The sequence below is a fragment of the Pseudomonas sp. TE12234 genome (assembly GCF_054061835.1).
In genome coordinates this window covers 26,139-38,140 of sequence record NZ_JBSSEP010000001.1, presented here as the reverse complement: position 1 = coordinate 38,140, position 12,002 = coordinate 26,139, and the positions used below count along the sequence as shown (strand labels likewise).

Annotated in this window: 13 protein-coding genes; 4 read left to right on the top strand and 9 right to left on the bottom strand. The window is 57.8% G+C overall.

Annotation, left to right across the window (positions count from 1 at the left end; translation table 11 throughout):
- Positions 1-8: 8 nt before the first annotated feature.
- Both ACVWYU_RS00215 and ACVWYU_RS00210 read right to left on the bottom strand, forming a co-directional pair.
- A complete protein-coding gene (locus ACVWYU_RS00215; protein WP_457371625.1) occupies positions 9-602 on the bottom strand; it encodes a hypothetical protein in 594 nt (197 codons plus the stop codon).
- Positions 568-1,308, bottom strand: coding sequence for an SURF1 family protein (locus ACVWYU_RS00210; protein ID WP_457371624.1), 741 nt, complete (start codon positions 1,306-1,308; stop codon positions 568-570). The genes ACVWYU_RS00215 and ACVWYU_RS00210 overlap by 35 nt, the downstream gene beginning before the upstream one ends.
- Positions 1,309-1,380: 72 nt before the next feature.
- On the opposite strand from ACVWYU_RS00210, the gene ACVWYU_RS00205 reads away from it, so the two are divergent.
- Positions 1,381-1,584: a twin transmembrane helix small protein gene (locus tag ACVWYU_RS00205; protein ID WP_008064738.1), complete on the top strand. Its 204-nt coding sequence runs from the start codon at positions 1,381-1,383 to the stop codon at positions 1,582-1,584.
- A gap of 3 nt (positions 1,585-1,587) precedes the next feature.
- Here the strand turns inward: ACVWYU_RS00205 and ACVWYU_RS00200 are convergent, their stop codons facing one another.
- From ACVWYU_RS00200 to coxB, 4 genes are all read right to left on the bottom strand, one after another.
- On the bottom strand, positions 1,588-2,475 hold the full coding sequence (locus ACVWYU_RS00200) for a cytochrome c oxidase subunit 3 (RefSeq protein WP_390957951.1): 888 nt from the start codon (positions 2,473-2,475) through the stop codon (positions 1,588-1,590).
- A gap of 25 nt (positions 2,476-2,500) precedes the next feature.
- Positions 2,501-3,055, bottom strand: coding sequence for a cytochrome c oxidase assembly protein (locus ACVWYU_RS00195; RefSeq protein WP_247255166.1), 555 nt, complete (start codon positions 3,053-3,055; stop codon positions 2,501-2,503).
- Between the two features lie 165 nt (positions 3,056-3,220).
- Complete coding sequence (gene ctaD / locus ACVWYU_RS00190; protein ID WP_247255165.1) at positions 3,221-4,807, bottom strand: cytochrome c oxidase subunit I; 1,587 nt, start codon at positions 4,805-4,807, stop codon at positions 3,221-3,223.
- 82 nt (positions 4,808-4,889) lie between these two features.
- Entirely contained in the window at positions 4,890-6,017 is a 1,128-nt protein-coding gene (gene coxB / locus ACVWYU_RS00185) for a cytochrome c oxidase subunit II (protein ID WP_247255164.1), read from the bottom strand.
- A gap of 370 nt (positions 6,018-6,387) precedes the next feature.
- Between coxB and ACVWYU_RS00180 the strand changes: the two genes are divergently transcribed.
- Positions 6,388-7,029: a hypothetical protein gene (locus ACVWYU_RS00180; protein WP_457371623.1), complete on the top strand. Its 642-nt coding sequence runs from the start codon at positions 6,388-6,390 to the stop codon at positions 7,027-7,029.
- 114 nt (positions 7,030-7,143) lie between these two features.
- Here the strand turns inward: ACVWYU_RS00180 and ACVWYU_RS00175 are convergent, their stop codons facing one another.
- The 3 genes from ACVWYU_RS00175 to ACVWYU_RS00165 form a co-directional block, all read right to left on the bottom strand.
- Positions 7,144-8,670, bottom strand: a complete 1,527-nt coding sequence (locus ACVWYU_RS00175; RefSeq protein ID WP_457371622.1) for a SulP family inorganic anion transporter — start codon at positions 8,668-8,670, stop codon at positions 7,144-7,146.
- A 90-nt stretch (positions 8,671-8,760) separates the two neighbouring features.
- The gene (locus ACVWYU_RS00170; protein ID WP_457371621.1) at positions 8,761-9,492 is read right to left on the bottom strand and encodes a carbonic anhydrase; all 732 of its coding nucleotides are present in this window, start codon (positions 9,490-9,492) and stop codon (positions 8,761-8,763) included.
- Positions 9,493-9,734: 242 nt separating this feature from the next.
- A complete protein-coding gene (locus ACVWYU_RS00165) occupies positions 9,735-10,793 on the bottom strand; it encodes a PA0069 family radical SAM protein (RefSeq protein ID WP_457371620.1) in 1,059 nt (352 codons plus the stop codon).
- 209 nt (positions 10,794-11,002) lie between these two features.
- Here ACVWYU_RS00165 and ACVWYU_RS00160 point away from each other — a divergent pair, with 209 nt between their 5' ends.
- Together ACVWYU_RS00160 and ACVWYU_RS00155 are read left to right on the top strand one after the other, a co-directional pair.
- Positions 11,003-11,302, top strand: a complete 300-nt coding sequence (locus tag ACVWYU_RS00160; protein WP_390957962.1) for a hypothetical protein — start codon at positions 11,003-11,005, stop codon at positions 11,300-11,302.
- Between the two features lie 98 nt (positions 11,303-11,400).
- Positions 11,401-11,928, top strand: coding sequence for a hypothetical protein (locus ACVWYU_RS00155; protein WP_457371619.1), 528 nt, complete (start codon positions 11,401-11,403; stop codon positions 11,926-11,928).
- The last annotated feature ends 74 nt before the right edge of the window (positions 11,929-12,002 follow it).

Sequence of the window (12,002 nt, the reverse complement as noted above, 5' to 3'; positions counted from 1 at the left end):
CGATGCCCTTATCCGATGTTCGACAGTTTCAGCAGTTGGCGCAGGTCGTTGAGCAAGTCCTTGCCCTTGACCGACGGGTCGTAGCGCAACACCAGATTGCCGTGTGGATCGATGATCCACAGTTGCGGAGCAGCCTTGTCGCCTGTGGCCTTGCTGAAGGTGCTCAAGTCCAGCGGATAGCGTTGCAGCTGTGGATATTCCCGGGTCAGCTTGGCGTCGTACTCGGACGTCAAGGGTTGGGCCGTAGCGAGTGCGTGGCTGGCGCGAGAGGCGTCGCGACCGAGGCCAATCTGGATTTGCCGCGCCAGATACACCAGTTGCTGGCAGTCCACCGCGCAATCCTTGGGCGCGGTGACCAGCATCTGCCAGCGGTCCTCTTGCGCCTGCACGCCAATGTCGGCACGGGTCTGGCCGTTGCCGATCAGTTCGCCGTGATAACTGCGGCCCTCCGGCACCCAGAACTGCAGTTTGTACATGCCGGTGGCGAGGATCATCGGACCGATCACCCCGAGCAGGATCAACAGCAACTGCAAGCGACCCTTGCGCCGACTCGCCGGCGTTTTCGACTCAGACATGCTGGGTGGATTCATGGCCGCTCCCATGGTGTTTCTCCTTTGCGTTTTGCCAGCCGAGGTAGAGATAAAGGCCGAACAGGGCAATCGCCATGGCGAACCACTGCACGGCATAAGCGATGTGTTTTTCCGGGCCCATGGCGACGACGGGCCAGTCGGCCCGGTAGGACGCGGGGCCGCTTTCCTCACGTAATTCGTAGGCAAAGCCTTCGCGGCCGAGGGTTGACCAGAGTTTTGTCGGGTTAACTGCCGTCACCAGTTGAGGCCAGGTCGTTGAGTCGGGGTCGGCATGGAGCTGGAAGGTTGCGCCGGGAGAGATATACACCCAGGCGTCGAGGCTCAAGGCATCGGCAGGGGTGGTGAATTGTGGGGGTGTGCGTCGGTCCGGCCATGGCAGCCAGCCGCGATTGACCAGCAGCCAGAGCCCTGTTGCCTGATCCTGAAACGGTTGCAGCAACTCGATCCCGACCTTGCCGTCGCGCTGCCGGTTATCCAGCAGCAGACTGTGGGCGGCATCGAACCGGCCGTGCAGACGTACCCGGCGAAAGGCCGTGTCTGCGGTATGTTGCAGCTCGGTGCTGGCCATCGGCTCGGCGGCCCGGCGCTCGGTGTAGCTTTGCAGCAGCGCGCTTTTCTCGGCGCCCCGGCTCAGTTGCCAGAAGCCCAGGGACACCAACAGCGGCAACAACAGCGCCACCACCAGCGTCGGCAAGATGCCCGGCCGGAAGCGCTTCATGGCGTCGCCAAAAAGTCGGTCATCGCGATAGCTATACTCAAGTGCATCGCTTGTCCCCCCGGAGTCTTACCCATGCTCAAAGCAGCCATCGTCCTGATGCTGATTGCCACGGTTGTCAGCCTGTTCAGCGGCCTGTTTTTTCTGGTCAAGGACGACAGCAGCTCAAACCGCCTCGTCATTGCCTTGAGTGTCCGTGTCGCACTGGCCGCCATTACCGTCGGCTTGATCGCCTGGGGTTTTTTCAGCGGCCAGTTGGTGTCGCATGCGCCGTGGTAAGGCCTAGAGCACGTAGACGAAAACGAACAGCCCGATCCACACCACGTCCACGAAGTGCCAATACCAACTCGCCGCCTCGAAGCCGAACTGGTGATCGGCATCGAAGTGCCCGCGCATGATCCGCATCAGCATCACGAACAGGATGATGGTGCCGATGGTCACGTGGGCACCGTGGAAGCCTGTGAGCATGAAGAACGTCGCGCCATAGATGCCCGAACCCAGGGTCAGGCCCAGTTCGTGGTAGGCGTGCATGTACTCTTCGGCCTGGAAGGTCAGGAACGCGCAGCCGAGCAGCACGGTGATCGCCAGCCAGAGTTTCAGCGCGCCGCGATGGCCTTTTTTCAAGGCGTGGTGGGCGATGGTCACGGTCACGCTGGAGCTCACCAGCAACACGGTATTGAGCAGCGGCAGGCCCCAGGGACTGATGACTTCCTTGGGCGGCGGGAAGAGTTTGGAATCCGGGTTGTGCAGCAGCGGCCAGGTGAACTGGAAGTTCGGCCAGAGCATATGGGCGATGCCCTTGGTGCCTTCCCCGCCCAAAGCCGGGCCGGAGACGTGACGCACGTAAAACAGCGCGCCAAAAAAAGCGATGAAGAACATCACTTCCGAGAAAATAAACCAGCTCATGCCCCAGCGGAACGAGCGATCCATCTGCGGGCTGTACAGTCCGCCGCGACTTTCCTTGATCACCGTGCCGAACCAGCCGAACAGCATGTAGGCCAACAGCAGGCCGCCGACGAAAAAGATCAGCGGGCCATGGGATTCCGGCCGCGCGGCTTTCAGGTCGTTGAACCAGGTGCCCAGGCCGAACACGGTGGTGAGCATGCCGAGCGTGGCAATGATCGGCCACTTGCTCTGGGCGGGAACGTAATAATGTTCATGAGTTGCCATTTATTGTTCTCCTTATCGGGCACGCTCAACCGCCAGTGTGTGCAACGACTACCGGTGGATGTCGGGCGGTGATATCGAACAGCGTGTAGGACAGCGTCAGGTGCTTCACATCCTTGGGCATATCACGGTCAACGATGAAACGTACCGGCATCTCGATCCGTTGACCGGGCTGCAGCACTTGCTGGGTAAAGCAAAAACATTCGGTCTTGTGGAAATACGCCGCCGCGGTGCTGGGCGCGATGCTCGGGACGGCCTGGGCGCTCATCGGGCGGTCAGTGGGGTTACGCGCGATGAAGATCATCTCGTTCACCGCCCCCGGATAGGCCACCAGATCATCGCCCTTTGGATAGAACTCCCACGGCATGTCGGCGTTGTTCATCGACAGAAACTGCACACGTACCTGTCGCGAGGTGTCGACCGTTTGCTCGCCCTCATACTGCCCGGCGGTCTTGCCATTGATGCCGAACGCCTTGCACATCACGTCGTAGATGGGCACCAGGGCAAAACCGAAGACAAACATCGCTACCACCACCAATAACAGGCGGGTGACCAGTTTCTTCATCGAAATCGAGTCAGCCATGGTTTACGACCTCAACGCATAACCCCGTCGGAACGCGGCCTTGTGGCGAGGGAGCTTGCTCCCGCTTGGCTGCGAAGCAGACACCAGGCTTTTGGGGCCGCTTCGCGACCCAGCGGGAGCAAGCTCCCTCGCCACACAAGCTCGCTGCCACAGAAGGACAGGTGTTCATTTCACTTCCGGTGGCGTGGTGAAGGTGTGATACGGCGCCGGTGACGGGATGCTCCACTCCAGGCCTTCGGCCCCATCCCACGGTTTGGCCGGTGCTGGCGGGCCGCCGCGAATGGTCTTGATCACGATGAACAGGAAGAAGATCTGTGTGGCGCCGAACATGAACGCACCGATCGACGACACCATGTTGAAGTCGGCGAATTGCAGGTTGTAATCCGGAATCCGCCGAGGCATGCCCGCCAGCCCCACGAAGTGCATCGGGAAGAAGGCCGTGTTCATGCCGATGAATGACAGCCAGAAATGCAGCTTGCCGAGGGTTTCGTCGTACATGTGGCCGGTCCATTTCGGCAACCAGTAGTAGGCCGAGGCGAAGATCCCGAAGATCGCCCCTGGCACCAGCACATAGTGGAAATGCGCGACCACGAAGTAGGTGTCCTGGTACTGGAAGTCTGCCGGGGCAATGGCCAGCATCAACCCGGAGAAACCGCCGATGGTGAACAGGATCACGAACGCCACGGCAAACAGCATGGGGGTCTCGAAGGTCAGCGAGCCCTGCCACATGGTGCTGACCCAGTTGAACACCTTCACGCCCGTCGGTACCGCGATCAGCAGCGTGGCGTACATGAAGAACAGTTCGCCCACCAGCGGAATGCCGACCACGAACATGTGGTGCGCCCAGACGATGAACGACAGGAACGCGATGCTCGCCGTGGCGTAGACCATCGAGGTATAGCCGAACAGCGGTTTGCGCGAGAAGGTCGGGATGATCGAGCTGACGGCACCGAAGGCCGGCAGAATCATGATGTACACCTCGGGGTGACCGAAGAACCAGAACACATGCTGGAACAGCACTGGATCACCACCACCGGCGGCGCTGAAGAAGCTGGTGCCGAAGTGGATGTCCATCAGCATCATCGTCACGCACCCGGCCAGTACCGGCATGACCGCGATCAGCAGAAACGCGGTGATCAGCCAGGTCCAGACGAACAGCGGCATTTTCATCAACGTCATGCCGGGGGCGCGCAGGTTGAGGATGGTGGCGATCACGTTGATCGCGCCCATGATCGAACTGATACCCATCAAGTGGATGGCGAAGATGAAGAAGGTCACGCTTTCCGGTGCATAGGTCGTCGACAGTGGGGCGTAGAAGGTCCAACCGAAGTTCGGTCCGCCACCCGGAGTGAACAGGGTCGAGACCAGCAGGATGAACGCCGCCGGCAGCAACCAGAAGCTGAAGTTGTTCATCCGTGGCAGGGCCATGTCCGGCGCGCCGATCATCAGCGGGATCATCCAGTTGGCGAGTCCGACGAACGCCGGCATCACCGCACCGAACACCATCACCAGACCGTGCATGGTGGTCATCTGGTTGAAGAATGCCGGTTCGACGATTTGCAGGCCCGGCTGGAACAATTCGGCGCGAATCACCATCGCGAACGAACCGCCCAACAGGAACATGGTGAATGCAAACCACAGGTACAGCGTGCCGATGTCCTTGTGGTTGGTGGTCAGTACCCAGCGCATCAGGCCTTTGGCGGGGCCGTGGGCGTGGTCGGCATGACCGTGGTCATCGATAACGGCGCTCATGGCCTGTCTCCTGTCAACAGATGGGCGGGGCGGGCCGGGGCGCGTTGCCCCGACCGGTTCCTTACGTGCGCAATAGACCGGGTCATTTGCTTTCCGCCTGTTTCAGCTCCAGCACTTCTTTAGGAGTGACCATGTCGCCTTTGTTATTGCCCCAGGCGTTACGTTCGTAGGTCACGACCGCCGCGATATCGACTTCCGACAGCTGCTTGCCGAACGCCGCCATGGCGGTGCCAGGTTTACCGAAGAACACGCGGTGCAGGTGGTCTGCCTTGGGTCCTGTGGCAATCGGCGAGCCCTTGAGCGCCGGGAACATCGGTGGCAAGCCCTGGCCTTCGGCCTGGTGACAGGCCACGCAGGTGGTGTGATAGATCTTGTCGCCACGATCCTTGAGCTCGTCGAGGGTCCATTCCTTGCTGGTCAGTTCTTTGAGCTGAGCGGCTTCGGCTTTGCGATCGGCCAGCCACTTGTCGTAATCGGCCTTTTCCTTGACCTCGACCACGATCGGCATGAAGCCGTGATCCTTGCCGCACAGCTCGGCGCACTGGCCACGGTAGATGCCGGGTTTATCGATGCGGGTCCAGGCTTCGTTGACGAACCCCGGGATCGCATCGCGCTTGACCGCGAAGGCCGGCACCCACCAGGAGTGGATCACGTCGGCGGATGTCACCAGGAAGCGCACCTTGGCGCCGGTCGGCAGCACCAGCGGCTTGTCGACCTCGAGCAAGTAATGCTCGCCCTTGGCTTCCTTATTGTGGATCTGATCGGCGGGGGTGGCCAGGTTGCTGAAAAACTCGACGTCCTGGCCCAGGTATTTGTAATGCCACTTCCACTGGTAACCGGTGATCTGGATATCGATATCCGGCTCACTGGGGTCGTACATCTTGATCAGGGTTGCCGTCGCGGGAACTGCCATGGCCACCAGAATGATGAAGGGCACGATGGTCCAGAGGATTTCGACGGTGGTGCTTTCATGAAATTTTGCGGCCACCTGCCCGGTCGAGCGGCGATGCAGAATCATCGACCAGAACATGGCGCCAAAGACGATGATGCCGATCACCACACAGATCCAGAAAATGGTCATGTGCAGGTCAAATACAGCGTGACTGATTTCAGTCGCTCCAGGCGCCATATTCACAGTCCAGGCGGCTTGCGCCTGGCTGAAAATCGACCACAACAGGAGGCCCATCCAGACATGTGGATGTCGCATCATTGCGGGTTCCCCTTATCGTTCTTGTTATCCCGCCGGCTTTCACCTGCGGCAAGGGAGCGGCTGCATCAGACTACGAACTTGAATCGCCGAGCCTTGCTGCATTTGCAGTCGGGCGTCATCAGCTAACTCCATTCAAGTCCGAGTATAGACAGCGACTCTCACCTCGCAATGCGAAGGCGTAAATGATCTGAAACAGCATTAACTTGCGTTGCAGGTCACGAATGGAGAAGGATGCAGACGAGTGGTGGCAAATCGATATAACGCGGGCGTCTCAAGGATGAAATAATTATGACAAATGCGTCTTAGCATTTTTCGTCAGCCAGCTAAGTTATGTCTTCCCTATTTCATTGCCTTGTTTCCTGGAGTTTTCATGAACACCGCCGCATTGCGCGAGCAGATCCAAAAAGCCCAACAACACGAAGCCGAAACCGGCCTGCTGACTCGTCAGCTGGAAAGCAAGCTGCCTCACCTGCACCCATCGATCCAATTGCCCGACGCGGACGCCAAAGGCGTACTGACACGTTTTGTCGCCGCCTACATCGACGAAGTGCCTGAGCTGCTGGATGCAGCCAATGAAGTTGCCAGGGAAGCGGGTATCGAATCGCAGATCAAACCGGTGCTCACCATTGCCGAACAGTACTTCCTCCAGCCTCCAGCGATCATGGCCGGGCACGTCGGGCTCGACAGCCTGCTGGACGAGGCCTACCTGGCACATCGGTTTGTCGAAGAGGTCAACGACCTGTACATCAAGCATTTTGGCCAGCCACTGATCCCCCTGGACATGACTGTCGCCAACCTGATTGCCCACCAATTGATCGGTGAGGAATTCGCCAACCAACTGGACGAGGCAGTGCATCACGCCATCGACGAGATGCTCCACGAGGAAAGTTTTGCGCTGGAGTCGGTAGAGGCCTACCGCGAGACGCTCAGCAGCCCGGACACCGGCGTCGCGTGGAAGCGCTGGCCATGCATGTCCCGCCGCCTGGGCGTGGGCCTGGAGCTGGAGGCCTGATCCACCTCCATCCACTGTAGGAGCCTGCTCGCGATGGTCGACAACGATTACGCGGGTATCCTGACACCCCGCGGTGTTCTTTTGCCCATCGCGAGCTCGCTCCTACAGGGGTATTCAGCCAGATGCACCTATACCGCTATTGGTCCGCACCCGTCCTTCCAACCGGCGCTTCAATCCCCAGGCCTCGATCAACAATTTCGAACCCTTCGCCGCATTCGCCCGACCCCACTCCTCCAACAACTCCAGACACGCATGATCGATGTAGCTCAGGTGATTGAGCGGCACGTGCACCGTTGCGCCGGCAGGAATGCTTGCCAGTACACGGGTCAGCGCCGGCACTTTGAGAAACGTGGCCGCCCCCACCAGCCGCAACTCCATTTCACCCTCTTTGGGCAGGTCGATCAGGCTGACCTTCAGGCGTGAGGCTTTCCAGGCCAGTTTGGCCAGGGTCAAGCCGAAGCCGATCAGCACGCCGGTCAGCAGGTCGGTGAAAACGATCGACAGCGCCGTCGCAGCATAAGTGAACATTGGCATGCGACCATAACGCCCCAGGCTGCGAAACGCTTTGAGATCGACCAGTTTGAAACCCGTGTAAACCAGCACGCCGGCCAGGCTGGCCACGGGAATGCTTTGCTGCATATTCGACAGCAGCATCACGAATGCCAACAACCACATTCCGTGGAAAATCGTCGAGTAACGCGTGGTGGCACCGGCCTGCACATTGGCCGAGCTGCGAACGATCACGCCGGTCATTGGCAGCGCGCCAAGCAGGCCGCAGAGCATGTTGCCGACACCTTGTGCGGACAGTTCACGATCAAAGTCCGAACGCTGGCCACTGTGCATACGGTCCACTGCGGCGGCGGACAGCAAGGTTTCGGCACTGGCGATAAAGGCCACGGCAAAAGCGGCTATGAGCAGGGTGGGATCAGCCAGGTTGAGCAGGTCGGTCGGCCGCAACCAATCAATGGCTTCAGCCAGGTTGGCCGGGACTTCCACGCGTTTGACCTGCAAGGCCATCACCAGGCTGGCGACCGTTGCAAGACTTACCCCAAGCAACGCGCCGGGAATGAAGCGCAGGGACTGCGGGCGCAGCCGTTCCCATAGCCACATCACAACGATTGTCCCTATGCCAAGCAAACCGGCCTGCCAGCCAAAGGAAGGCAAGGCCTGGGCTACGGCAGCCGGGAATGCCGCCAGATTATCCAGCCCTGAAGGCTTGGGCGCGGCATCGAGCATCACATGCAGCTGTGACAGGATAATCAACACCCCGATCCCGGCGAGCATGCCATAGACGACGGCGGGCGCCGTCACCCTAAACCAGCAGCCGAGCTTCAATCGACCAGCCACCAATTGCAGAAATCCCGCCAACAACAGGATTGGCCCGAGCATGGCCATACCGTGCTGGCGCACCAGTTCGAACACCAGCACCGCCAAGCCTGCCGCGGGGCCGCTGACTTGCAAGGGTGAACCGGCCAACCAGCCCACCACCAAACCACCGATGATCCCGGTGATCAGGCCTTTGGCTGGTGGGAGTCCTGACGCGATGGCAATACCCATGCACAAGGGCAGGGCGACCAGAAACACTACCACCGAAGCCAGCAGCTCACGTGGCAGAACAGCTTTGAGTTGTGCAGCACGCATGTTGATTCTCCCGAAGTTTTCTTCAGGCATGGCAAAGCCAGACTGCCTGATTGGCAGCCTCGGCTAAACCACGCGGGGATTTAGGAGTATTTAGAAGCGCGCTTTGGGCGTCGCCACAGGAATCGGCAGGCTGCCATTGAGGGGCAGGAAACAACCTTGATCTGCGTCGTAGGCTTTGATTTCGCTGGTTTCGATGTTGTAAACCCAACCGTGGATGAACAACTGACCATTGGCCATGCGCGAAGCCACTGACGGGTGCGTGCGCAAATGCTGCAGTTGGGCGATCACATTTTCCTCGGTGAGGATGTGCATGCTTTCGCTTTCATTGGCGCAGTTACAGTTGTCCTGAACCATGGTTTTCGCCACTTCGGCATGTCGCAGCCAGGCTTTGACCGTCGGCATTTTTTCCAGGCTCTGCGGATTGAGCACCGCACGCATCGCGCCACAGTCGGAGTGCCCGCAGATAATGATGTGATGCACGCCAAGAGCCAGCACGGCGTACTCAATAGCCGTAGAGACACCACCGTTCATTTGCCCGTAAGGCGGTACGACGTTGCCGACGTTGCGGGTAACGAACAGATCGCCGGGGGCGCTTTGGGTGATTAATTCAGGAATGATGCGCGAATCCGCACAGGCGATGAACATGGCTCGCGGCCGTTGGGCGGTAGCGAGTTTTTTGAAGAGTTCTTCCTGTTGCGGAAAGATCTCATGATGAAAATGCAAAAAGCCGTCAACGATATGCTGCAGCGCCGCATCGGCGGTTTCCGCCTCCGGTTGGGCAGACGCCGACGCAGCCAACGGCTGTTTATCCTTGTCACTCATGATTCATCCTCTTTTGCGGAATCAGGGAATTTCCCTTTTTGTCCGGTATGAAGCCAGTGGCTGTTAAAAAACATCCAGGTCAAAAAATCTCGACCCATCAGTCACTCGATGAACAAGGTAGCTGCCCATTCTTAACTCAAACTGAATCAAGCGCTCTAGAACGTGTGTTCCAGGTCACAAAAAACGTGACCAGCCTAATGCCTGCGCGCCTTTCCCAGTACTCAACCATAGGTTATTTGTCCTTAAATCAATGACATTTGGCGACCTGGTGGACAAAAGGCTTCACAGTCCAGGTTGAAACCTTCCCGTTGATCAAGCCCCAGGCGCCGGATGGTTTTGGCAAAGCGCTGTGCCAACAGGTCGGCAAAGGGACCTTCGCCGCGCATCCGGGCGCCAAAACGACTGTCATACAACTCACCGCCACGGCTCTGGCGAATCAGACTCAGGACATGGGCCGCCCGCTGCGGGTAATGGGCGTCCAGCCACTCCTCGAACAGCGGTGCCACTTCCAGCGGCAAACGCAGCATCATGTAAGCCGCACTCTGTGCTCCGGCTGCATGAGCCTCGGTCAACAGGCTTTCGAGTTCGCTGTCATTGATCATGGGAATCATCGGAGAGCACAGCACTCCCACCGGAATTCCCGCCTCGCGCATGACCCTGATCGCCCTTAGCCTGGCCTTGGGCGCCGCCGCTCGGGGTTCAAGGATGCGTTTGAGTTCGTCATCCAGGGTGGTCAGGCTGATCATCACCGCCACCAGCCTTTGCCGGGCGAGTTCGGCCAGCAGGTCCAGATCGCGAAGGATCAACGAGCCTTTTGTAATGATGGTCACCGGGTGGCGATAACGCAGCAGCACTTCCAGGGTTTGGCGGGTGATCTTGTGTTCGCGCTCGATCGGCTGATACGGATCGGTGTTGGAGCCTAGGTTGATGGGCGCGCATTGATAGCCGCGCTTGGAGAGTTGTTCCTCCAGCACCTGAGCGGCGTTGGTCTTGGCAATCAGGCGCGTTTCGAAATCCAGCCCCGGGGACATGTCCCAATAGGCGTGGCTCGGTCGTGCATAGCAATAAATGCAACCGTGCTCGCAACCGCGGTAAGGATTGATCGAACGATCAAAAGGCAGATCCGGCGAATTGTTGCGGGTGATGATGGTTTTCGCCGTCTCGATGCGCACCTCGGTGCCTTGTGTGACTGGTACTTCCTGATACCAGCCGTCGTCCTCGGCCACCGAACGATTGGGCGCAAATCGGTTGTGCGGGTTGGTCGCGGTGCCGCGGCCACGTGGGGGCAATGGCGATTGCATGGGCGGGTCCTGGTTGCTGTATGTTTATACAGTACATCCCTGTGCCGCGGACGACCAGTGCCGTTCGGCATTTTCCTGTTTTTCATTATTTAAAACGGAGCGGGGTAAATAATAGATACATGTGTAATCTGGTTTGCATGTAATAGGTGTCGTTATTATTTTTCTCGCAGCAAAGCATAATTATGAATGTCACTTAAAAGGATTTAATCATGTCGTATTTCAATCGTCGTGGAATTTTTCTTCAGAAACTTGGCCCTACCGTAGTCGATCCGAATGAAGTGCTGGTTTCCATGCAGTTTTCTCTGAAGGAACCTACGCAGGATGAAGAGGGAGCGCTCACCGAAAAGTTGATTGATTCCACCATTTTCATTGCGTCCTCTAATGATGGCGGTCAATCCTTCAGTATTGGCAACGCCAAAGATGTGGATGGTGATGGCGATATCGATAATGATGACAGGGCCAAGTTGCTGGCGCTTGCCAAAGCTTATGCAAATATCGTCCGTCCCTGAGTCATGATTGCCACTCACCTTCGACACGTTCAGCTGCCGAAAGTGAGTGGCGTGCTGCACATACGAGCTGTGCGCAGCGGCAGATAAGGATGTCTATCATGTGGAATCCCGCAAGCACGGGTGTGTTCTTACAGCGAATAGAAACACCGGAAAGTAACAAAATAGTTCTAAAAATTCTGAGGAAGTCATCGGGTGCCGGTTACGGAGACCTTGCTGAAGAAACAATCACGGTTTTGCATTTCAATCCGAACGACAATGAAGACTACACTCTTCAGTTTGATCCGTGGTCAAACTTGGATGTCGTTGCTGATGACAGTATTGATGAGGAAGATATTAATGTAATCACTCGGCTTGCTCTGGAGTTTCGAGATCAGACAACAATCAGTTCCGAGTATGGGGTTTTTCTTGCAGTCATTCCTTTCAACGATAAATTGCTTCTGGTGCGAATTAAAGTATTTGATCTGGAAGATGGCGAGCCGGAATTTCTTTATGTGTTAAGCGCGCTATCTCAAGATAACGGTGAAAATTTCACGGTAAGAAGGGTCAATCCACATTCCGGCCCAGAAGTCGAAGAGACCCCCGGCCTGGAAAAATTGATAAAGGCGTTCATCAAATTGAGTTTATGAATTCAACGTGATCCATGCACGTTTCACATTTCATTGACACCTGCCTCACGGACCTTTGACCGCTCAGGGCTGAA

Excerpts from the sequence above, each read along its gene's own strand:
- coxB (WP_247255164.1), bottom strand. The coding sequence starts at position 6,017 with ATGATGCGACATCCACATGTCTGGATGGGCCTCCTGTTGTGGTCGATT.
- ACVWYU_RS00175 (WP_457371622.1), bottom strand. The coding sequence starts at position 8,670 with ATGCGTGCTGCACAACTCAAAGCTGTTCTGCCACGTGAGCTGCTGGCT.
- ACVWYU_RS00160 (WP_390957962.1), top strand. The coding sequence starts at position 11,003 with ATGTCGTATTTCAATCGTCGTGGAATTTTTCTTCAGAAACTTGGCCCT.
- ctaD (WP_247255165.1), bottom strand. The coding sequence starts at position 4,807 with ATGAGCGCCGTTATCGATGACCACGGTCATGCCGACCACGCCCACGGC.
- ACVWYU_RS00205 (WP_008064738.1), top strand. The coding sequence starts at position 1,381 with ATGCTCAAAGCAGCCATCGTCCTGATGCTGATTGCCACGGTTGTCAGC.
- ACVWYU_RS00195 (WP_247255166.1), bottom strand. The coding sequence starts at position 3,055 with ATGGCTGACTCGATTTCGATGAAGAAACTGGTCACCCGCCTGTTATTG.
- ACVWYU_RS00165 (WP_457371620.1), bottom strand. The coding sequence starts at position 10,793 with ATGCAATCGCCATTGCCCCCACGTGGCCGCGGCACCGCGACCAACCCG.
- ACVWYU_RS00215 (WP_457371625.1), bottom strand. The coding sequence starts at position 602 with ATGGGAGCGGCCATGAATCCACCCAGCATGTCTGAGTCGAAAACGCCG.
- ACVWYU_RS00155 (WP_457371619.1), top strand. The coding sequence starts at position 11,401 with ATGTGGAATCCCGCAAGCACGGGTGTGTTCTTACAGCGAATAGAAACA.
- ACVWYU_RS00170 (WP_457371621.1), bottom strand. The coding sequence starts at position 9,492 with ATGAGTGACAAGGATAAACAGCCGTTGGCTGCGTCGGCGTCTGCCCAA.
- ACVWYU_RS00180 (WP_457371623.1), top strand. The coding sequence starts at position 6,388 with ATGAACACCGCCGCATTGCGCGAGCAGATCCAAAAAGCCCAACAACAC.
- ACVWYU_RS00210 (WP_457371624.1), bottom strand. The coding sequence starts at position 1,308 with ATGAAGCGCTTCCGGCCGGGCATCTTGCCGACGCTGGTGGTGGCGCTG.
- ACVWYU_RS00200 (WP_390957951.1), bottom strand. The coding sequence starts at position 2,475 with ATGGCAACTCATGAACATTATTACGTTCCCGCCCAGAGCAAGTGGCCG.